22 protein-coding genes are annotated in these 20,082 nt (G+C 44.4%); 6 read left to right on the top strand and 16 right to left on the bottom strand.

The window, feature by feature from the left end:
* Nucleotides 1-250: helix-turn-helix domain-containing protein (locus MNV_RS12415; RefSeq protein ID WP_179293977.1), on the bottom strand; the 250-nt coding region annotated here is incomplete at its 3' end.
* 266 nt (nt 251-516) lie between these two features.
* Here MNV_RS12415 and MNV_RS12410 point away from each other — a divergent pair.
* Entirely contained in the window at nt 517-864 is a 348-nt protein-coding gene (locus MNV_RS12410) for a hypothetical protein (RefSeq protein WP_096206281.1), read from the top strand.
* Between the two features lie 53 nt (nt 865-917).
* Here the strand turns inward: MNV_RS12410 and MNV_RS12405 are convergent, their stop codons facing one another.
* A complete protein-coding gene (locus MNV_RS12405; protein ID WP_096206280.1) occupies nt 918-1,442 on the bottom strand; it encodes a 3-isopropylmalate dehydratase small subunit in 525 nt (174 codons plus the stop codon).
* A gap of 208 nt (nt 1,443-1,650) precedes the next feature.
* Here MNV_RS12405 and MNV_RS12400 point away from each other — a divergent pair, with 208 nt between their 5' ends.
* Nucleotides 1,651-2,520, top strand: coding sequence for a COG1470 family protein (locus tag MNV_RS12400; protein ID WP_143311768.1), 870 nt, complete (start codon nt 1,651-1,653; stop codon nt 2,518-2,520).
* 72 nt (nt 2,521-2,592) lie between these two features.
* Here MNV_RS12400 and MNV_RS12395 read toward each other — a convergent pair whose 3' ends face one another.
* Nucleotides 2,593-3,129 carry a hypothetical protein gene (locus tag MNV_RS12395; RefSeq protein WP_179293976.1) on the bottom strand — a complete coding sequence of 179 codons (537 nt, stop codon included), beginning with the start codon at nt 3,127-3,129 and terminating at the stop codon, nt 2,593-2,595.
* Nucleotides 3,130-3,188: 59 nt separating this feature from the next.
* On the opposite strand from MNV_RS12395, the gene hisA reads away from it, so the two are divergent.
* Nucleotides 3,189-3,923: a 1-(5-phosphoribosyl)-5-[(5-phosphoribosylamino)methylideneamino]imidazole-4-carboxamide isomerase gene (hisA, locus tag MNV_RS12390; protein WP_096206277.1), complete on the top strand. Its 735-nt coding sequence runs from the start codon at nt 3,189-3,191 to the stop codon at nt 3,921-3,923.
* Here the strand turns inward: hisA and MNV_RS12385 are convergent.
* The 4 genes from MNV_RS12385 to mer all read right to left on the bottom strand — a co-directional run bounded on the left by MNV_RS12385 (nt 3,907) and on the right by mer (nt 7,582).
* Nucleotides 3,907-4,191, bottom strand: coding sequence for a hypothetical protein (locus MNV_RS12385; RefSeq protein ID WP_143311765.1), 285 nt, complete (start codon nt 4,189-4,191; stop codon nt 3,907-3,909). The two genes, hisA and MNV_RS12385, sit on opposite strands and share 17 nt — an antisense overlap.
* A 518-nt stretch (nt 4,192-4,709) precedes the next feature.
* Complete coding sequence (locus MNV_RS12380; RefSeq protein WP_096206275.1) at nt 4,710-5,222, bottom strand: nicotinamide-nucleotide adenylyltransferase; 513 nt, start codon at nt 5,220-5,222, stop codon at nt 4,710-4,712.
* 1 nt (nt 5,223) lies between these two features.
* Nucleotides 5,224-6,600, bottom strand: a complete 1,377-nt coding sequence (locus MNV_RS12375; RefSeq protein WP_257000053.1) for a Coenzyme F420 hydrogenase/dehydrogenase, beta subunit C-terminal domain — start codon at nt 6,598-6,600, stop codon at nt 5,224-5,226.
* A 1-nt stretch (nt 6,601) separates the two neighbouring features.
* Nucleotides 6,602-7,582, bottom strand: a complete 981-nt coding sequence (gene mer, locus MNV_RS12370) for a 5,10-methylenetetrahydromethanopterin reductase (RefSeq protein ID WP_096206274.1) — start codon at nt 7,580-7,582, stop codon at nt 6,602-6,604.
* Nucleotides 7,583-8,309: 727 nt separating this feature from the next.
* On the opposite strand from mer, the gene MNV_RS12360 reads away from it, so the two are divergent.
* Genes MNV_RS12360 through MNV_RS12350 form a run of 3 tightly spaced genes read left to right on the top strand, consistent with a single transcriptional unit; the run spans nt 8,310 to nt 10,227 of the window.
* Nucleotides 8,310-9,176 (top strand): PstS family phosphate ABC transporter substrate-binding protein, encoded by an 867-nt coding sequence (locus tag MNV_RS12360; protein WP_096206272.1) that lies wholly within the window; start codon nt 8,310-8,312, stop codon nt 9,174-9,176.
* A 10-nt stretch (nt 9,177-9,186) separates the two neighbouring features.
* Complete coding sequence (locus MNV_RS12355; protein WP_096206271.1) at nt 9,187-9,996, top strand: HAMP domain-containing protein; 810 nt, start codon at nt 9,187-9,189, stop codon at nt 9,994-9,996.
* 6 nt (nt 9,997-10,002) lie between these two features.
* A complete protein-coding gene (locus tag MNV_RS12350) occupies nt 10,003-10,227 on the top strand; it encodes a hypothetical protein (RefSeq protein ID WP_096206270.1) in 225 nt (74 codons plus the stop codon).
* Nucleotides 10,228-10,328: 101 nt separating this feature from the next.
* On the opposite strand, the gene MNV_RS12345 is transcribed toward MNV_RS12350, so the two are convergent.
* The 9 genes from MNV_RS12345 to MNV_RS12305 all read right to left on the bottom strand — a co-directional run bounded on the left by MNV_RS12345 (nt 10,329) and on the right by MNV_RS12305 (nt 19,673).
* Complete coding sequence (locus MNV_RS12345; protein WP_096206269.1) at nt 10,329-10,901, bottom strand: hypothetical protein; 573 nt, start codon at nt 10,899-10,901, stop codon at nt 10,329-10,331.
* 4 nt (nt 10,902-10,905) lie between these two features.
* Entirely contained in the window at nt 10,906-11,478 is a 573-nt protein-coding gene (locus MNV_RS12340) for a TorD/DmsD family molecular chaperone (RefSeq protein WP_096206268.1), read from the bottom strand.
* Nucleotides 11,479-11,487: 9 nt separating this feature from the next.
* A complete protein-coding gene (nrfD, locus tag MNV_RS12335) occupies nt 11,488-12,636 on the bottom strand; it encodes an NrfD/PsrC family molybdoenzyme membrane anchor subunit (protein ID WP_096206267.1) in 1,149 nt (382 codons plus the stop codon).
* Nucleotides 12,637-12,647: 11 nt separating this feature from the next.
* Entirely contained in the window at nt 12,648-13,379 is a 732-nt protein-coding gene (locus tag MNV_RS12330) for a 4Fe-4S dicluster domain-containing protein (protein ID WP_096206266.1), read from the bottom strand.
* A 4-nt stretch (nt 13,380-13,383) separates the two neighbouring features.
* Entirely contained in the window at nt 13,384-15,936 is a 2,553-nt protein-coding gene (locus tag MNV_RS12325) for a molybdopterin-dependent oxidoreductase (RefSeq protein ID WP_096206265.1), read from the bottom strand.
* A gap of 1 nt (nt 15,937) precedes the next feature.
* Nucleotides 15,938-16,114 carry a twin-arginine translocase TatA/TatE family subunit gene (locus MNV_RS12320; protein WP_096206264.1) on the bottom strand — a complete coding sequence of 59 codons (177 nt, stop codon included), beginning with the start codon at nt 16,112-16,114 and terminating at the stop codon, nt 15,938-15,940.
* A 254-nt stretch (nt 16,115-16,368) separates the two neighbouring features.
* Entirely contained in the window at nt 16,369-17,001 is a 633-nt protein-coding gene (locus MNV_RS12315) for a sigma-54-dependent transcriptional regulator (RefSeq protein ID WP_096206263.1), read from the bottom strand.
* 4 nt (nt 17,002-17,005) lie between these two features.
* Nucleotides 17,006-18,766 carry an ATP-binding protein gene (locus tag MNV_RS12310; protein WP_096206262.1) on the bottom strand — a complete coding sequence of 587 codons (1,761 nt, stop codon included), beginning with the start codon at nt 18,764-18,766 and terminating at the stop codon, nt 17,006-17,008.
* Nucleotides 18,744-19,673 carry a substrate-binding domain-containing protein gene (locus MNV_RS12305; RefSeq protein ID WP_096206261.1) on the bottom strand — a complete coding sequence of 310 codons (930 nt, stop codon included), beginning with the start codon at nt 19,671-19,673 and terminating at the stop codon, nt 18,744-18,746. Before MNV_RS12305 ends, MNV_RS12310 begins: the two co-directional genes overlap by 23 nt.
* Between the last annotated feature and the right edge of the window lie 409 nt (nt 19,674-20,082).

Here is a 20,082-nt window from a genome sequence, read left to right as displayed (position 1 = left end):
CAACATTACTTATATGACTATGCTTAGAAGAGAGGTTGTTAGCCTGGTCTTCATATGAGATCCATTCTGGTTTAATTGAGGAACCCCATGGGAATACCTGAAAATCTCTTCTCAATTCGTTAAGATCTATTTGTCTTTTCCTCTCAGCAAGAGCCTCGTTGTATAGATGCCGGCACGTATTGAGAGTTTTATTTAGCTTAACCTCCTGATTCTTGTTCGGGTAGATACGGAAACCGTAAGCTCTTTTCATCCAGGGACACATTCTTTTAGCAGTATATATTTTTAATGATAGCGGTGTGAAACTAATACAATATTTCAAGGGTCACTCATCAAACGATTCATTACTATTCATTTTATCCACCCGACTTATCGGGTGGGCTTCTCCACCCCTTGAACCCACGTTATAAACTATTGCAATTTGAATTTTTTAACTATATTAAATAATTGAAATTGCAATAGTTTTAATAGATAAATAACATAAAGAGGTAACTGGAGGAAACTCCCGGAGGATACTGAATGAAGCTGAGTAAACAGAGTTTAATTCTCGCAACAATTGTACCGTTAGTATTTGGAGTAATAATACTTTACAATTTCATGGGCGCAATAAATATATTGCAGCCGCTGGGACAATCTACATCGATGATATATAATGAACTTGTGATCATCGGCATATTCTCGTTCCTGGCACTCGCAGTATACTGGTGCATCATGATGTATCTGATATATCTGCTTCAGGAGAACCTGCTTGTGCTTGACGCGAATCTTGATAAAGCCGCGGACATCGGTGCCAAGCACCTTTCGGATTCAAAGAACCTGTTGAACCAGGTCATAAGCATACTGAAGAGATACGAATCACACCAGTAATAAGCCGGAAGCTTATTACTATATTCTTAATTTTTTTAGCGCCCTCTTGCTTTTTATTTCACCAATTCTCTGGCAAAGCCTATAAGACCTCCAGTCTCTACTATACCGCGCACGAAGTCCGGAAGCGGCGTTGCCTGGTATGTCTGGTTTTTCGTGTTATTGGTGATGAGCCCGGATTCAAAATCAACTTCTATATTATCCTTTTCTTCAATCTTATCAGTATCGGGGCACTCAAGGAGTGGAAGACCGATGTTGATGGCGTTCCTGAAGAATATGCGCGCGAACGATTTTGCGATTATGCATTTCACCTTCGCCCCTTTGAGAGCTAACGGCGCGTGTTCTCTTGAAGAGCCGCATCCGAAATTAAATCCCGCAACTATGATATCCCCTTCTTTGATGCCCCGGGCGAATTCCGGGCGCACACCTTCAAAAGCATGTTTCGCAAGCTCCTCAGGCTTATTTATTGTAAGGTACTTGCCAGGGATGATGGCATCGGTGTCTATGTCATCCCCGAATTTCCAGACATTTGACGGGAGTTTTATACCTTCCTCAAGGTTTACAGTGAGTTTCTGCTTCATGAGTGGCTGAATTAGCCGGATTGGTTATAATCTTTATTCCACGAAAAGTCTTTATACATTTATAATCTATAATTTGTCGGAGATTGAATTTTTGTTAAAGGAAAATACTCGAATTTTTAAAACGATTTTACCAAAAACAAAAAAGCATAGTATAATTTTAATCCTGGTAATATTAATCCTGACATCTGTCTCAGGCGCGGTATTTCTCTTGCACAAGGATAAAATACCCCTGGAAAAACCAGCGCCCTCGGTCTCTATCGGATGTGACCGTGTGCTCTGGAAGAACACAGAACTTGAACTTGCGGCTTCAACCCGGAATATCAGTAAGCCGTTATTCGAATGGACGGTGGATGGTAAGCTCGCAGGCAAAAGCCAGAAACTCAGTCAAAAATTCAACATGGGAGAGCACCGGGTGGTATTGAATGTAAGTTTTGGCAACATGACGCTTACTGCAAATCGATCCATAATCGTCGTAGATTCTGTGGATGGTATATCTTTGCGCGGCTCCGCTGCATCAAAGAACCAGTGGGGATTCCAGACATTATACAAAGGCAAGCTGGTCGGTGTAAAAGGAGTCATGGTCTCAGTAGATTCTTTACCTGCGGCTGAAGTGAATCCCTGCGGCTTCCTGTCCACAAAACCCCTTTTTGCAGGAGAGCATACATGGCGGGCGCAGTTTCAGGGATCTGTCATAGGTTCCGGTACTTTCAATTTAAAAGAAGTAAGCGAGATAAAAATTGACAGGGTCGATGTTGCTCCGAGCTATACTGCGGGCGGCACGGTTGACGGGAAAATAGTCCTGAAGAACACTGGGTCAACAATGGTTACAGGATTTGATATCAAAACGGTTGCCGTCAATAATAACTACGCATGGATGGGAGATAAGGCAAAAAGAGAATTTTCCGACAGGTATAATGCAGATATCAAGCCGGGTGAGACATATGAAATCCCGGTCAGGGTAACAATACCTGAAAAGGTGAGCGGGATAAGACCTTCGGGAAGATATACTATAACCGTAACTCTCATAATGAAGGGGCAGGCAATAGATACAAAAGCAGTTAATACCGAAGTCAAATAGAGTCTACTGGATTCAGGTATCGGTTTTTTATCGGATTCGGATATCCAGATTGATTTTGAAGTACCTGGGGGACTACCCGCCAATGGAGTCAATGCATCTAATATCTACTCCGGTCTTCCTCGTCCACTGCTTTACAGCATCAATATCTTCAGGGAAGAGCCTGAAATAATTATATTGCAGGTAGGTTTCCCCGGTATTATCGAATATGTCCCCATATTTGAAGTCACTCACAATAGCAGGCGTCATTGGATCGATAATATAGTATCTTACTCCTTTGAATTTTACCGTCGGAAAAGGAGTATCGCCTCTTGAAGGCTCCTTTATGGCAATAGCCGTATCGAGTTTTTTAGGACTGCCAGAGACTATTTTTGCATCAATATCATAGGTAGTTCTTAAATGATACAGCAATAAAGTTGTCGCTCTCTGCCGCCCGATATGTTCTGCAAGTTCCGTCCACCCTTTTGAGCTAAGATAATTAAGTCCACCTGATATATTCTCCATATTATTTTTTTTGACAGTTTCTTTTTGTACCTGAGTTAGTTGTATCGGGTCGCCCTGGGCTCCTGTCACAAAATACTTCAAAGTATAAATATCTAATGAATTTATCAAGTTTTTATGAAATGTCAGGATAGTAAGTTTTACTTTTAAGAAAATCATAAGTTGATTCCATGTTCCGAATAATCCCCGCAATTGACCTGAAGAACAGAAAATGCGTCTCCTTAGTCCAGGGTATCCCTGGAACTGAGCGTGTTTCCCTCGATGACCCGCTTGGCGTTGCGGCGCGCTGGGTGAACGAGGGCGCTGGCATACTGCACCTCATCGACCTTGATGGCGCAATAGAGGGAAAACGGTTAAACAGCGCCATAATACGATCAATAATCGAGAACTTCAACGTGGAAACGCAGGTAGGCGGAGGTATAAGGTCTAAGGAGGATGCCGCTGCCCTTCTTAATCTGGGCGTGGAAAGAGTGATCCTGGGGACTGCCGCCGTAAATAACCCTTCCCTCGTAAATGAACTGAGTAACGAGTTCGGAAGCGAGCGCATCATGGTGGCGCTTGATTCAAAAAACGGCATGGTGACAACGCACGGCTGGACAAAGCATTCGATGTTCAGCACAGTCGAGCTTGGCAAAAAGTTCCAGGAATCAGGAGCCGGGAGCATCCTTTTTACTGATATAAATACCGAAGGGCTTCTGAAAGGCGTGAATCCGAAACCAACAAAGGAACTTGCTCATGCTCTCGATATTCCCGTAATAGCCTCAGGCGGGATTACCACGCTTTCGGACATAGAACTAATCAAAAAAACGGGTGCTTCCGGTATAGTTGTAGGCGCTGCCCTTTACGTGGGGAATTTCACGCTGCAAGAGGCGCTGAAATTGGAAGACGTTAAGGGAGGGATGTAAAGGCATCCCTTTTTCGAAATAATGGTTTTAAAAGGGCGATATCATCCGGTGATGCATCCTCTATATCACCGTTTTCTATCTTTTCTGCAAGTATTTCGTAAAGCCGGCGAGGTTCTAACTTGTTACGATAGTTCTCATGTTTGCATCGGTGGCATTTGTTTGCATACCAGACCTCGAATATCTTTTCATCAATTGAGCTTGTTCTGGATGATGCTATTAAATCTATTTTCAAATAACGTAATATTACAGGTAATGCAACTAATAGCATTATTGTCAGGACCACCGACGCATACATTATATTAAGGCTGGGTGAAGGAAGAATAAGCGGAATATTTTTCTTCATCGTGTATAGAATTGTAAGAATCGTTATACATATCATTATGAACACGACAAATATAAAGTCTGCAAGCTCACATGTCTCTCTGGATAACGATTCCAGCCTGCTACATAAATCCTTTTTTGGGTTTTACTTAATCCCGCTATATCGGCATAAACAATTTCATTGATCCAAAGAGCATAAGCTTCCCTGTACTGCGTTATATACTGAGCAGAAATCATACCAAATAACCCGAAGAGCAGTACCAAAAAGACTAACAATTCCATCATAATAAACTAATACATGAAAGCAATCTATAAAAGATATATGAGAACTGCTACTGCTATAGTTGTAAAATAGATAACACGCAAGCTTTTCGCCAGTTTAACAATTCCCATGATTTTTTTCTCCTTCTATATCTTATCTAACTTTTGCTATAAATAATTTGTCATCATCATTAATTTAGTATCTCATTCCTGGTCCGACTGGGCTATTGTTTTCAGCCTGTTAACACCATCGATCTCCCTGATTATCTCAACAACCTTCTCCGGCACAAAATGCTCCCATTTCTCGCCTTTAAGCATCCTGCCCCTGATCTCCGTGCCCGAATGACTGTTCCGCTTGAACAGGGGCGATTGCTTCACGCGAATTCCGGCTTCGCTCAGTAGTTCTATCACAAGCGGATTGTTGGTGTAAGCTATCTCATAAGGCGGCACCATGGAATTCACATGCGATACCCATAGGGAGTTTCTCTGGATATCCTCTATCGGTATGACATAATGCTTTATATTGAACTCTTCAAGCGCGCTTGATACCATGAGCACGCGCTCACCTGCGGTAAAAGGGTTGTCGATTTCGTGGCTTTTCTGGGCGCTGCCAATGCCGATGATGATCTCATCTACTTCCTTTGCGATCTGCTTTAAAACCTGATGATGCCCTAAATGGTACGGCTGGAATCTTCCAAGGTAAAGTCCGCGGCGCATATCACTCTTTTGGCTGGGCAGGCTTTGCTGCTTTTTCAGCTTTATCCCCTTTTTCCGTTTTCTCGACTTTTTCCACTTCTGGAGGCGGGATTCTCTCAAGCCTTTCCCTGCCCCAGGGTCTTGGCGGGATATCGCGACTCCAGATTTCCTTCATAAACCCGCGCCAGTCCCATTTGTTGTTCTTATGCTTCATGGCAGCGAGTTTTTTAACAATGTCCAGAAATATGGGTTTATCCGAGTATTCGATATCCTTGACCTTATTGAGGTATTGTTCACCTTTCTCCGTCCTGACGAATATCGTGCTCCATCCGTCATCAGACCCGACAGAACCCACTGATATATCAGCGTAATAGGACGTGTAATCCTGGCAGAAATGGCATCCATGGCGCGCCATCGGAGCCACGTCCTTGATGGGGACTTCCTTTGTCTCTTTGGTGGTCTCAACGATAAATTTCCCTTTATGGAAGTTCATCTTGACAACATCCCTTATATCCACGCCCATTATCTTCGGGATGACCTCGGAGAACATTATCTCTTCAGAGAAGCTTTCCATGCAGATTAGCCCGATTATCAACTCGATCCTGTTAAAATTCTCCCTGAAAAGGCTGGCACCGTGCACCTGGCATGGTACTCCTACAAGCGCTACTTTCTTATATTTTTTCAGGATATTTTTTATCGGTTCAATATATGTCCTGGATTCTTCGCGCATGACACCATCGGGTGAGATGAGCGGTGATTCAGCGCTGTCAACATATGCCCTGTGTATATCCCGCATAGTTGCCACAGCGGGTTGATACGTATATTTCGTCCCGCTTGCCTTGACTACGTCTTCAGGTTTAGTGAATGTGAATATTTTTGTAGACCACTTATCGTTCCTGACAATGCCGACGGCACAGTCGATCTCTCCCTGTTCAAGCAGTGATTTCAATATCTGCGATACAACAGCGCCGTCCTGGCCGTGTAGTGTTTTGCTCTTCCCTGCTTTCATATGCCTGATGTTGTTAAATTCATCAACAGGGAAGCCGTCAAGGATCGGGCACACACGTTCGCAAGCATAGCACTGGACGCACGGATTCACTTCTGTTTTGAGGGGATTGACTCCCTGGAAAAGAACTTCGGTTTTCAACTCCATTTTCCGGTAATTGTTCTTTTCCTTTGAGACATCAACAGGTCCCCTTCGCACTACAGGCGCGTTCACCGGGCATATCGCTTCGCATGTGCCGCACGAGGAACAGTAGTTGAATTCCCCAACATCCGCAATTTTCGGGAGCCCTACGTCCGGAGCAAACATATTTCCCAGTCTTGTAAGCACCTGGGTCTGGTTCGATTTAAGGATCCCTCTGGATATTGGGGTACTACTGTCCTGTTTTGCTTCCAATTTATTTTCCTCCGATTATCTCTTTGCCGATTAACTTGATAGCAGCTTCCTTATCAGGTCCTATTGGAGAGCCGGCAACTATCTGTGTCACACCTATCTTCTTCAAAGCCTCTACTTTTGCCTTGCAGTCTGTGGGTGTTCCGCATATGGAGAATGCATCGATCATTTTATCGGTAACAAGATTGTTCAATCCGGCAAAGTCTCCTTTGGCTATCGCATCACCAATAGATTTCTTTGCAACTATATCAATATTATGCCTCTGGAGAACCGTATCGGGCGAGCCTGCAACGATGAACGCCACGACTACCTTGGCTGCTCCTTTAGCCTTTTCAGCATCCTTGTGGATTGAGAAGCATGCATATGCGCCGACATCAACGCTCTTGGGGTCCCTGCCCGCTGCTTTGGCTCCTGCCTCTATCTGCTTGATCGCAAACTCAAAGTCCTTTGGATGGGATGCATTTATGAGTACGCCGTCCGCTATCCTGCCTGCAAGTTCAAGCATCTTCGGACCCTGGGCTCCCATGTAGATCGGGATATTCCCTGTCTTGAAGGCTAATTTCGCGCCGCCGATCTTTACCCGTTTCCCTTCCTGCGAGACCTTCTTCGCCGAAAAGAATCCGCGAAGTGCGGTTATGCTTTCGTTGATGGTGGTCATTGGCTCGACCCACTCGATACCCATGGCATCAAATGTGGCTTTGTCGCCAGGACCGATACCCAGCACGGCTCTTCCGCCTGATATCTCGTTGATCGCCCCGATGCTCTGGGCTGTTATCGCAATGTTCCTTGTATAAGGATTCGTTACCCCCGTCCCGAGTTTGATCCTGTTGGTGTTCAATGCCAGTACAGCGAGCGTGGTGTACACATCCCTGTTGTTATAGTGGTCTGTTATCCATACGTTATCGAACCCGTTCTCTTCTGCGAGCTTGGTATAGTATGCAAGCTTCAGGACCGGGTCAGCCGGTACAAATTCAATGCCAAACATATATTTCCTCCTATATTCTTTTAAATGTCAATCGTCTTTTCTTATTTAAAAGCATATTGGTTTTGTTCGGCGCGCAATGCCTGGAGAGCGGACATGATAAACAGGATTTACAGGATTGTAATTTGAAAACGCATCCTGTTTATCCTGTAAATTTAACATCAACCAAACTTTTAACCTGGTTCCACAGGTCCGATGGCGTAAAATTTGAACTGGATAGCCACTTTGAAACTGAATCATGGCACAAATCCTCAACAGGAGATGCTCTTGACAGTTCTAAGCCAGAATATCCATTCTGGTTTGCAATTAAAAAATTGGTGTACAATTTTAAGGAACACTTTTGTTTTCGTATAATTTTATTTCTTCAAAATGTGTTTGTGCAAGCTGAATATTAAAATTATGCTGAATATGATTGGTTGAACCTAATCGTGTAAGTCCTAAATAAGTTAGAAATTTTTGGTTCTTAACTATAATTTACGGTACTTCTGCAAAACCCAGAGGTTCCGCCCTTTTACTTTGCACGCATAGCAAAAGGTGCTTGAGAAATCGACAACGAATTCACGATAGCAGAGTTCGTAGATTGGTTTTGTAACCATACAAAATATTTTCAATCCACCAATTCTGTAGAGAAACTTTCACACTGTAATTTATATTGGTGTGAATACAGACTTGTATGGGTTTAAGGAAAAACGGGTAAAAAATAACGAATGGCCGAAAAGAGGGATATTTGATGAAAAAGCGACTTTTAATTCTGCCTCTACTTGTCATTACTGTCCTTTTGGCAGGATGCATAGGAGACGGTACGAAGAACATGGAGCAGCAAACAGAACTAAAGGGTGTTCTGAAACTTGACGGGTCAACAACCGTCTATCCGATAGCAAAAACAGCCGCGGAAGAGTTCATGAAACTCCATCCGGCAGTCACTATCGATGTACAGCAAAGCTCCACGGGTGAAGGGCTTGTAAAATTCCTGGCAGGCGAAACTGACATCTCGGATGCAACGCGAGCGCCCAAGGATAATGAGTATGCTGAAGCACAGAGAAAAGGTATGAAACTTCATATGACCGTAATATCCAATGATGCTGTAGGAATTATCGTACATACAAGCAACCCGGTATCTGACCTTACGACAGCACAGTTAAAAGCTATATATTTTGATGGTACAATTACCGATTGGAGCCAGCTTACAAATGGTACAAAAAAAGGCAAAATAAACATATACAACACCGATCCCAAGATTTCAGGGACTGCTGAATTATTCAATACAAAAATAGCGGGTTCCGCGGATAAACCGTATGTTGCGGGAACAACAATCATACATCCGACACCAAAAATGATTCCGACGATAAAGGATGACCCTGATGGCCTTGCCTATACGCCGGTAAACTGGATCAATAATGAAGTCAAGATGGTAAAAGTCAATGGTGTTGCTCCGACACAAAAAACGATTCTTGATACTTCATATCTGCTATCAAGGAAGATGTATATGATAACAGACGGGGCGCCCAAAGGTCTTAATAGAGAGTTCATAAGCTACATCTTAAGCGGAGACGGGCAGAGCATTGTTCAAAAAGAAGGATTTATTCCTGTAACGTGAGGCGATAAAAATGAAAATAATGTATAAACTTCTGAGTGGTTTCATATTCCTGGTATTGCTATTTTCGATAGCAGGAGTTGTAATTATCACAAACCTGAATGTTATTGAAACCGTGGACGCCCGTGTTGGTTATGACTTTTCGATAAATCAGTATTCAACCAACTATGAAAGGGGTGCTGCAAAAATGCAGGTTGGCACCTACTTATATTCCCAGGGCAGCCAGGCAATGGGCAAGCAGATGATCAATGAAGGAAAAGAAGCAATGGGACAGAACAGGGATTATCTTAAGAATACGCTCTCTGACGATGCAGCATTGAAAGAACTTGGCGAAATAGAGAGAATTCAAGACATGGCAATGGCTGCATCGGACGAGGTTATCAAAATCGTCAACAGTCCTGACCCGGATCCTGCAAAACAGCAAAAACTACTAAAACAGGAGCTTCATTTCCTGGAAGCAAGAGTGGATGCACTGAATCTCAAGCTTGGGACTTTTGTGGATAAGACACAGGAGGAAACATCTTCATCCCTGAAAATAGCACAGGATAGTGCGCGTCAAACTGTCAATGTAACCCTTTATTCGATTGTGATATCTTTATTGATTGCTGTAATAGTTTCGTTCGTCGCAGCAAAAAAGATAACTGACCCGGTGAAAAATCTTACCACTGTTGCCGACAAGGTGAGTAAAGGAGACATCACCGAAAAGGTCCAAGTATCATCGTCAGACGAGATTGGAGACCTGGCAAACTCCTTCAAGCGCATGATAAATGCCTTCAAGGTGATGGAAGCCATGAGCAAGGAAGATAGCGCGCCTAAAGGGTGATCAAGTATGGCACTAAGTGATCAGGTCGTTAAGATACTGGCTGAGGATATGGGTCCATCAGCCCTTCCTTTCCTGGAGAGACAATGCAAGCACCACCTCAACAAAGATATGGGAGCGCTGACAGGTTCGGATATCGAAGGACTGGCAGAATGGATACGCGTCAGTGCGAAACTTACCCTGGGAGACGATGTTGCGAACAAGTTGAAGGCAAAGGTGATGGCTCTCAAGTAAAAGGGTTTTTATAGAAAAGGTTCCACCTGAGAAAACAGGGATAGGGGAACCTTACTTTTTTAGTGGTTTACTTTTACTTTTTTATCTGCTTAACTCTTTTATTAACCGGCTAATTGCTCAACCTCGGAGCTTATTTCTCTCAACGTCTCGATAGCCGATGGCGGCGAGCCTGCTCCCTTATGGCATCCGATGCAGGCATTATATGTTTCAGCCCACACACTTTCAAAGTTTTTAGTATCTTTTTTGGAAACAGCATCCTTTAATTTCGGAATATACATGTTGCGGAAATCCTGGATAGCGGCGGACAGTTGAGAATCCAGAATGGCAGCATCCTGCAACGCTTTATCCAGTTCCTCTATCTCGCTTTTCGCAGTATCCCATTTTGTAAACTTCCCTGCATAGTCAAGCGAAAGCATCCTCCGTCCGTTCTCCTGCATATCTCTTCTGAACGATACTTTATCCTTTTCTGCCAGAGTTGTTTTTATATCCTTTACCGAGGAATCGACTCCCTTTATGGAGGATTCGACTCCATTTAATGAAGCCTGAAGGCTTTTTATATCCGAAGATACAGCCCTGATATCTCCGGATACCTGCTGGGCAAGGAATATACCCAGAACTATGCCTATCACTACTGCACCCAGCACCAGCAGGGTTGTCCTGTTCTCATCATTCATTTTTTCACACCTCTTTGACCATCTTCCATTCTTCTTTATCTACGAACTCTCTCAATACCTTGGCAGCATGCCTGTAAAAGCCGATCCGGTCATTTTTTTCGACCTCGTCGCAGAATTCAGGGACCCATTTTGAAAAATGCTCTTCCATGAAAGAATCATGCGCTTCAGTATATCCATAATTCATAAGATAATAAAGAAATTCCAGTTCAACCGCCACATGATCCGGCAGGTCGTGGAATTTTTCTATCACCTTCAATCCTGCCTTATTATAGCATTCAAGAGCGCATAAGGTAGAATCTCCCATTATAACATCCTCCCTGTACACCGATTCATAGGGAGGACACGGCACCGCGGGGATTGCACTGGTAAAAAGCCTTGTGTACTCCACAGCCAGCATTTTATAAAATTCTTCCTCATTCTTTTCCCTGTTTTCCTCAAGAAACGTGGAGAACCCATCAATTACAGCGCTGTCAAGAAACTTTATATCTTCAAGGAAGCCATCCCTCAGGTATGCAGCGAATTCCCTATCAGGTCTGTAAAAGATGAGACTGGATATCCTGTAAAATTCTTTTGTCATAAATTCAGGTTAAGAGGGGAGGAGTTTAATCACCCTCAACCCTATCAGATACAGGATCCCTATAGCTCCGATGACCCCCAGGATTATAGCAACTTCTGCTCCCGATATGGAGTATATTGCCGGCTCGCCGTAGAATCCCATCAGCGCCCTTCCCACCACCTGCTGCGGTGGGACAGATTGACCGGGTATTACAAGGCTGAACCTTTCTGCGAACACGCCTATCACAGCGAGCAAGGAGGCTATCTGAACTGTTACCATAGTTTTCCGTGCGAAAAGGATGGCTATCGGTATGATTGTCCCGAGGAATATCTGGATACCCCAGAACACGAAGCTGTATGGACCTGCGAACAGGAATTTCGTCATCTCCCCGCCTCCGATTCCGCCGTAGATACGCACCATGTTTTCTATAAACACCAGGAACAACTGGAGCAGCAGGAAAGCAGTGAGGTATTTACCCAGACCAACTACCAGGTTTTCGTCCATTGACCTGCCTGTAAACTTGAAAGTGGCGGTTAATATCAGAATCAATAAAGCTACTCCGGATGTCAGGGCAGCAACGATGAAAAGTACAGGAAGCAGAGGTGAGAACCATAGTTCTTTCGCTACTATAAAGCCGAATATTGAACCTGTGCCCGCGTGTACAAATATTGCAAGAGCGGCAGCCGCAGCACCAAGTATTTTGGTAACCTTTAGCAAATCCGCTCTGAAGGTCGTCCACAGGTACACTATGGATAGAATAATATATGCACCATATAAAAATGTGTTTACTGCGAACATCGAGGTCAGGTTCTGGGGACCGTATATCATAAGGTTCATAAACCTTTCAGGGCGTCCCAGTTCGCCTTCAATAGTTGACAGAGCGCCGATTAATAAGAGAATTGCCAGGAATATGGATATTCTGGATACGGGTTTATATTCTTCTTTTCCGAACACATACGTCAGAGAGGAAAGCATGAGAGCTCCTGCACTGGCACCTATGAGAAATATTACCGCGGTTATGGGAAGACCCCACGGGACTATATTGCTTGTGCCGTAATCCTCCTGCCCGAACCTCATGCCCTGGACGAATTCAAATAATCCGATGGCTATCAGTATCCCAAACAAAGCTATTATTCCGTAAAATCCAATTGATTTTCCTTCGATTTTTGTATATTCCATTGTTCTGCCTCCTAATCCAGATAGTAAACCTGCGGCTCAGTACCGAGATCCGCCCTGAGCTGGTAATTCCTCCGGCTCCGCAGAAGCTTTGAGACCTCACTATCCGGGTCGTCAAGGTCCCCGAAAGTCCTTGTCTTTGCCGGGCAAGCCTGGGTGCATGCAGGTTCAACGCCATCGGGTGAGCCTATTTTTTTACCCTCAGCCTTAGCCTTATCCAGCCTGTGGCGGCAGAAAGTGCATTTCTCCACTATGCCCGCTATCCTTGGTGGAACATCCGGGTTATGATAAGGTATCTCCAATAAAGTTACAGGTACCTCCCCGTTTTCCGTTTTATATTTCTCTGCTTCCATCCTGTGTTCTTCTTTATTCTTCTCCACCTGGTCGTAGAAGTTAAAGAACCTCTGCTGGTACGGACACGCTACCATGCAATATTTGCATCCTATGCAGCGCTCGTACCTCTGGAGCACGATACCGTCCTCATTCTTGTACGTGGCATCCACAGGGCACACCTTCACGCACGGCGGATGCTCGCAGTGGTTGCAGATAAGAGGCATGATGCTTGCGCTCACGTTGGGATATTTACCCTTGAAGACGGTGACAACGCGGTTCCATTCCATCAGCCTTCTCTTTTTGTAATCCTCAGGCGTACTTCCGGTCACGCTGTTCTCAGCCTTGCACGCGACCGCGCATGCCGCACATCCAACGCACCTGTCCAGATCAATGACCATCCCGTATCTTACCATGTTCTCACGCCCTGTACACTTTTACCATTGTTGCATTCGTGCAGCTCTGCGCCGAGATCACGGCTGAGAGGTTCACCATTATCTCGTTTGGATTGGCACCCAATCCTTTAGCGTACCTGCCGTAGTTCCAGTGCCCGTGCTCGAACGGGAAAACCACCATCCATGGGGGGTTCCCGGGGTTTATCACCGCTATTGTCTTTACCTTCCCTATCGGGGATTCGACCCATACCTCGTCCCCGTTCCTGATGCCGAGCTCTTCTGCCTTGTCAGGATTAAGCTCCACCCAGTTAGTCCAGCCTTTCCCGACGACCACTCCGAATCTCTCCTGCAGCCACTGGGTATTTGCGCCCCTGCCTTCGGCATGGGTTATCATTTTCGGAGAGCTCATGTGGAGGGGGAAGCCCTCCTCTTTGCCTGCGAAATGGGGCTCCTCGTAATGCGGGTATGCAAAGAATTCGGGTGATTTCAATTCGCTCTTAAGTATTTCCTTCTGCCTGTCGGTCAATCCCTCAAGCTTTGAGCTCCTGAACTCGAATTTCCCGGATTTTGTTTTCAGGAGCTTATCCTTGACCGGGTCTTTTATCGTCGTTGTTTTAACTTTTTTCCCGTCCTTTTCCTCCTCTTTCACTTCTTCTGTCGTTTTCATCTCCTTATTGTACCCCGAGCCGTCCCATTCGTAGAATTTCCCGCCTGAGAAGCGGTAGAGGTAGGGCTTCTTATACCATGCTCCTTTCTCAGCCCATGAATCAAAGCTGCTCACCCCGTTATCTCCGGGTGTTTTCTCAAAGCCTTTAGATATTTCGTGGAGCATGTTCTCAAAACTTCCAAGCTGGTTATAATATTCCCCCATCTTCCCGCCCATCCTCTTGCCGAGGTCTATAATGACTTCCATGGAATTTCTGCTGTTATACACCGGCTTTACTGCGGGAACGCGCAGCCCTGCCACTGGATACCCTGTGCTCGCATATACCGTGTCGTCCTGCCACCTCTCAAGGTAATAATTGTCGGGCAGAATATAATCGGCGTACAGAGCGGTCTCGCTCAGGTAGCTTGAGGTCTCCACTATGAATACGTCCTTGAAAGCCTCTCTTGCACGCTGCGGATTCGGCATCGAGAACAAAGGATTCGTGTAGTATGTGAACAGCACGCTCAGCTTATATGGTTCGCCTTTTGCATGGTTATCCGGTATGTTCTGGTAAACATTGCTTGCAAGCGGCCATTCATCGCTCTTTGCCCTGTCGGCGCGCTCAAGCTTGTGTTCCTTGAATTCCTTATCCGCTTTCTTGGCAGTATCATCCATGTAGTCGTCATCTTTCAGAGACAGGCTGGCGTAGGGCACCCCCATCTGGTACATCACGCCCCCTGTGGCGAACATGCTTCCGACGAGAGCGTTTAACGCATGGATCGCCATGTGGTTGTAGGTGCCGTTGGTATGCGCGCCTGCACCTCTTTCACCTGCAGCGATCGCGGGTTTTGTGGTCGCGAACTCCTCAGCGATCCTGGTTATCCTGTCAGCAGGTATGCCCGTGATCTCAGCAGCCTTATCCGGGGTAAAATTGACTAAAACGTTATTCCACCAGTCAACCAGTCCTGACGTCCAGATCTCCTCAAAATCTTCTTTTGCTACGGTTTCCCTTGTAACGAATTTTCTTCCTTTTGTCTTGAAGTCGCCCACGAAGTTCCTGTCCCACAGCCCCCCGGTCAGGATGACATGGGCTATTCCCAGAGCCAGCGCACCATCCGCGCCCGGTCTGACAGGAAGCCATTCATCGGCTTTTATGGCGGTCGTAGAGAACCTTGTATCGATCATCACCTGCTTGGCTCTTACTGGTCTTCCCCGCCTCATATATGCCCATCTCTGGAGCATCAGGTTCGTGGGTCTCCATGCTTCCAGGGTGGACCCGCCGAAGTTCAGTACATAGTTGCAGTTCTCCCAGTCATAGGCACAGTAATCATCGGTCCCGTCTATGCACATCCTTGCTTTTTTACTTGCATCCGCGCAAATCGAGCTGTGACCCAGGTTGTTGGGAGTACCGTACAGCTTAGTGAACGTACCCCAGACAGCGCCCGCCCTCCCGCGGTTCCTCCCGCTGAGGAATGCCACGGTGTGGGATTTTCCTTCTTCCCTGAGCTTTTTCAGCCTTGCAGCGATATCATCCAGCGCCTCATCCCACGTAACAGGCATGAATCCGGGGTCTTCGTCCTGACCTTTTTTGGGATTTGTCCTCTTAAGAGGTGATTTTACCCTGTCTGCGTCGTAGAGCAATTGCAGCCCGGCGTATCCTTTGGGGCACAGCTTGCCATTGCTGTAGGGATGCTCCGGGTTGCCTTCTATCTTCACCGCCCTGCCGTTCACGACCCTTACTTTTGTGCCGCAGCCTGCAGGGCACTGGATGCACACGCTTGAGACCCATTTCTCTTCACCTGCAGCCTCGTTGCCCTGGGCTAAAGCCCTGATAACCGGCTGATTAAGAGAAAGGTAGCCAAAGGTTGCAGCGCCAGTTACGCCGGCAGCTTTTAGAAAACTTCTTCTATTTATTTTCAATTCTAAAGCCATTCTAAATCTCCTTCTTTTTCAAGTTCAGATTCATGATTTCTTCTTCAGTTTCAATTTTTGCCTTTTTGAATTCGCCTGATGCTTTTCCCAGCGAGCGTGCCAGTTCAGGGAGCTTACTTGCCCCGAAAAGCAGCAATATAACAGCAAAGATCATAACCAGTTCCTGTGTTCCTATCATAATTCACCTGTTCATATTTTTTAAATTTTACTCCTTCAGACCGTTTTCCTGCAATATCCCGGACTTCACATAAAATATATTTTTAATCATTCTAATAATGATGAGACATATGGTATATAAATTTTATTCAGATCCATTTCTTATTCAGACTCCGTTCCTATCTTATAGTAATAAAAGAGATATTAGGCGACTGACATATAAAAAATTTTTTGGAAAAAAAATTCTATTTAATGGACTTTTCTATAAGAAATATTTCAAAGCTCGGCACTCCTTAATGCTTCAAACAGCTTCTTTCCTACAGGCGTCAGCACATAAAATTTCTCGCTGTCCTGCTCTATGATCTTATGTTCTTTCATCACTCTCATGTGGAAGTTCAATTTGGTGGCATCTTCAATACCAAGCCCGCGCTGAATCTCTGTGAACTTGAGTCTGCCTGATTTATAGAGAAGTTTCACTGCATCCTTCCTTATTTGATTTGAGATTGCCTTTATCAGATTAGAGTCAAAGATTTGAGGTTTATCAAATTCTGCCTCTGCAAGGACCTTTCGTATTTTTGTTTGAACTTCATCTATTCTAAATGGTTTTGTAATGTAATCTGAAGCCCCTGCTTTCATGGCTTCAACTGCATTATCAACAGTTGCAAAAGCAGTGATCAGGATTACACGGGTACGGGGTTTTATATGTTTTGTTTCCCGCAGCACTTCCATTCCCCCAACCACAGGCATTATGAGATCCGTCACAACGATATCAAAATCTTTTTTCGCAATTTTTTCAAGCCCCTGCTCGCCATTATCCGCAGAATCTACCGCAAATCCCGCATCTTCCAGGACTTCTACAAGTCCATCCCGGATTTCCTTTTCATCCTCAATTATTAAAATATTCTTCATAACATCAAACTGGCAATTTTACTGTAAATGTCGTTCCGGCTCCAACTTCACTTTTTACGTCGATTGAGCCATTATGCTTTTTAATAATCCCATAGCAAATAGAGAGTCCAAGTCCAGTTCCTTCACCAGGTCTTTTGGTAGTAAAGAAAGGATCAAATATTCTACCGATGTTATCGTGCGGTATGCCGCAGCCATTATCGGTTATGCTTATCTCTACTTTATCCGGTTTTGCTATTGTCTCAATGACTATTTCTCCGGCTGTTGTTATGGATTGTATTGAATTTGTCAGCATATTCATGATAACCTGTTGAATCTGTTCGCCATCAGCCAGAATAAGGGGTAAAGGTTTCAGGTCAGTAGTTACCCTTATACCATTTAACTGGGGATCAAGGATTTTCAGTACTTTTTCTATTTCATTATTTATGTTTACCGAACTTAGTTTAGGCTCCGACTGGCGGGCGAATTCAAGCAATTCTTTCACTATTCGTGCCGCCCTATTTGCTTCCTTATTAATGATTTTGAGTCTCCCGTTGGTTTTCTCATCCCACGTTTTCTTCAGCATTATCTGTGTGTGAAGGGATATACTGGTCAATGGATTGTTGATCTCATGAGCAATCCCTGCTGCCAATTTGCCTATTGTAGCAAGTTTTTCTGACTGCGAGAGCTGTTTTTCAAGCTTTACCATCTCTTTTTGATCTGTAACGTCGCTTATAACCACAACGTTGCCCGTATTTTCATTATCCTTCAATGGTCTGTTTCTCACAAAGCCGGGAAAAGTCTTGCCGTTTTTTTTTGTAAAGACCCTTTCTCCACCCTGTATCTCCGGGTTACCGGAGGTAACGGCACCTGAAGGCGGATAAAATAACATATCGATTTTCCTGCCGATTACTTCTGCGCCGCTCCAGCCAAATATATCCTGTGCAGCCTTGTTCCATGAAAGGATTTTTTTTTGCGAATCTATCAGGATCACAGCATCGCTTATACCGTCCACAAGTTTTTTATACCTATCCTTGGAAGTGCGAAGCTCGCTTATGCTTTTATTCAGGTTACAGGACATCTGGTTAAAAGCCTCTGAGAGAATATGTGTTTCATCGGTCGTACCGGATTCTATCTGATATCCCAGGTTCCCTTTACCTACCTCCTCAGCCCCTTTTACCAGGGCACGTATCGGTCTTGTCAGATAATCCCCGGCTATGTACGCCATCAGGATTCCCAGCGCCCCTGCTATGAGAGTGAGGGCGATTATGATATAGCTTGTTCGCGTTATCTTCTCCTGCATGGATGTTTCATCCATTCCCACGTGGATAAAACCAGCTCTGCCGCCCAGTATCGGGGAGCTAAAATCAATGACATAGCCATCACCAGTATCGAGGAGGTGGGAGGTGCTGCTCATATCCATGTGGACTATTAGAAGTTCTTCCGGAAAGCCCCGGTCAAAGGTATGTGCCAGAACTTTACCCTTTTCATCGGTTATATATATGTATTTTATATCGTTCTCGGTCTTTTTTATGGTTTCAATAAGCCTGTGGAGGTTCACAGTATCTTCTGTTAATATGGATTCAACGCTGCCTGCAGCCAGGTTCCTTGATATGACCTGTCCTCTCTCCCGAAGTTCTTCCGACAGCGTCCTGTTGAGGCTCATCTGCACGAAAACCGTGGTCAGGGCACCGAGGAGCATAATAATGACGATTATCCATACTATAAATTTCTTTGTCAGGCCACCGCCTATATAATTATTTATTTTATTTACCCGGTCTATTAGCATTGCTGACTACCTTTTCCATCTCTCTTATGGAGTCGTAGAGACTGTCATCCGCTTCCGAGAACCTGTCTATCATAATATTGTTCAGTATCTCTTTGCCCTTTTCATCTTCGTGCATCTGGAGCAGTATTATTTTTAGCTTTTCTTTCAGAGCCGGTTCGATGTCCTTTGAGACCACCATAGGAGGAATGCCATACGGAGGAGATTTACTTATAATTTTAGTTCTTGAAGTAAATCTCGGTTCGGTTGCATTTTTGTAATCCCAGACCAGGCTGTCCACGGCAGCACCATCAACCATCTTCTCAGCCACCGCCTGAATGGATTTATCATGGCTGTAAGTGAAAAACGTCAGCCTGAAAAAAGTCTCCGGATTTTCACCCATCTGTGCTATCATATACTCAGGTGACAGCTTCCCTGAATTGGAGAGCGGGTCTGTGTAGGCAAAGGTTTTACCTTTCAGTTCTTTGAGTGAGTTGATATTGCTGTCCTCCGGCACTATAATATATGAATAATAACGGGGTTCGCCCCGTACTACGGGTACTGCAAGGAGTTCCATGCCGAACTGGTCTTTTCCCTCTATATATGCAAGACTGCATACAAAAGCTGCGTCCACGCTATTTTTCCGCACGAGGTCGTTTACTTCCTGATAGGTCTTACGCTGGACAAGCTTCACAGGAACACCCAATTTCAAAGATATATAATCAAACATATCCTGATAATAAATTAGAGTCTCATCGGGCGAAATGATTGCAGATACTGCTATCCTGAGGCTCTCCGGATCTGAATTGTCACCAGCATCAATAGTTCTATTTGAGAGATCCACCTTTAGTGCTTTTTCGGTTTTTAAACATCCGCTTGTAATAACTAATAAGATTATCACCAGCAAAGCTATATTTTTTCCAGAGTACATAGACCCAATACAAACTACTTTATTCCTTCTTATAATTAAGAGTTTTTATCTCAGTGGGCATTTTTTTCTGTATTTTACCTAGCAATTGATTATCACTCTTGCTTTCGGTCGCTATTCCAAGGTTGTTAGCTATCTGCTTAGAAGTTCTGATACGACAATAAAATCTGTTTAATAAAATTTTTGTTCTACTATGATATATGCCATGATTGTGTAGTTGCAAATTAGCTTTTTTCTTCAGAGGTATAATATGGACGGTCTGAATTATTCCGTTTGTCACCATATAAATGGGTTAATACTAACTGATAGGAAGATGCCTTTGCAGAAAAATACGTTTTTAAGTATAAGCAGATATCATATTAACTGCAAAGGCTAAAATTACTATTAGAATAATACTACAAATATTTTTCTT

Origin of the sequence: Candidatus Methanoperedens nitratireducens (genome assembly GCF_900196725.1) — an archaeon.
In the GTDB taxonomy this organism is placed as follows: Archaea; Halobacteriota; Methanosarcinia; order Methanosarcinales; family Methanoperedenaceae; genus Methanoperedens; species Methanoperedens nitroreducens_A.
This window is presented reverse-complemented; position numbering and strand designations above follow the sequence as displayed.

Bases quoted from the DNA above. Each gene is read 5' to 3' on its own strand.
- MNV_RS12410 (WP_096206281.1), top strand. From the start codon at position 517: ATGAAGCTGAGTAAACAGAGTTTAATTCTCGCAACAATTGTACCGTTA.
- MNV_RS12405 (WP_096206280.1), bottom strand. From the start codon at position 1,442: ATGAAGCAGAAACTCACTGTAAACCTTGAGGAAGGTATAAAACTCCCG.
- hisA (WP_096206277.1), top strand. From the start codon at position 3,189: ATGTTCCGAATAATCCCCGCAATTGACCTGAAGAACAGAAAATGCGTC.
- MNV_RS12385 (WP_143311765.1), bottom strand. From the start codon at position 4,191: ATGCTATTAGTTGCATTACCTGTAATATTACGTTATTTGAAAATAGAT.
- MNV_RS12380 (WP_096206275.1), bottom strand. From the start codon at position 5,222: ATGCGCCGCGGACTTTACCTTGGAAGATTCCAGCCGTACCATTTAGGG.
- mer (WP_096206274.1), bottom strand. From the start codon at position 7,582: ATGTTTGGCATTGAATTTGTACCGGCTGACCCGGTCCTGAAGCTTGCA.
- MNV_RS12360 (WP_096206272.1), top strand. From the start codon at position 8,310: ATGAAAAAGCGACTTTTAATTCTGCCTCTACTTGTCATTACTGTCCTT.
- MNV_RS12355 (WP_096206271.1), top strand. From the start codon at position 9,187: ATGAAAATAATGTATAAACTTCTGAGTGGTTTCATATTCCTGGTATTG.
- MNV_RS12350 (WP_096206270.1), top strand. From the start codon at position 10,003: ATGGCACTAAGTGATCAGGTCGTTAAGATACTGGCTGAGGATATGGGT.
- MNV_RS12345 (WP_096206269.1), bottom strand. From the start codon at position 10,901: ATGAATGATGAGAACAGGACAACCCTGCTGGTGCTGGGTGCAGTAGTG.
- MNV_RS12340 (WP_096206268.1), bottom strand. From the start codon at position 11,478: ATGACAAAAGAATTTTACAGGATATCCAGTCTCATCTTTTACAGACCT.
- nrfD (WP_096206267.1), bottom strand. From the start codon at position 12,636: ATGGAATATACAAAAATCGAAGGAAAATCAATTGGATTTTACGGAATA.
- MNV_RS12330 (WP_096206266.1), bottom strand. From the start codon at position 13,379: ATGGTAAGATACGGGATGGTCATTGATCTGGACAGGTGCGTTGGATGT.
- MNV_RS12325 (WP_096206265.1), bottom strand. From the start codon at position 15,936: ATGGCTTTAGAATTGAAAATAAATAGAAGAAGTTTTCTAAAAGCTGCC.
- MNV_RS12320 (WP_096206264.1), bottom strand. From the start codon at position 16,114: ATGATAGGAACACAGGAACTGGTTATGATCTTTGCTGTTATATTGCTG.
- MNV_RS12315 (WP_096206263.1), bottom strand. From the start codon at position 17,001: ATGAAGAATATTTTAATAATTGAGGATGAAAAGGAAATCCGGGATGGA.
- MNV_RS12310 (WP_096206262.1), bottom strand. From the start codon at position 18,766: ATGCTAATAGACCGGGTAAATAAAATAAATAATTATATAGGCGGTGGC.
- MNV_RS12305 (WP_096206261.1), bottom strand. From the start codon at position 19,673: ATGTACTCTGGAAAAAATATAGCTTTGCTGGTGATAATCTTATTAGTT.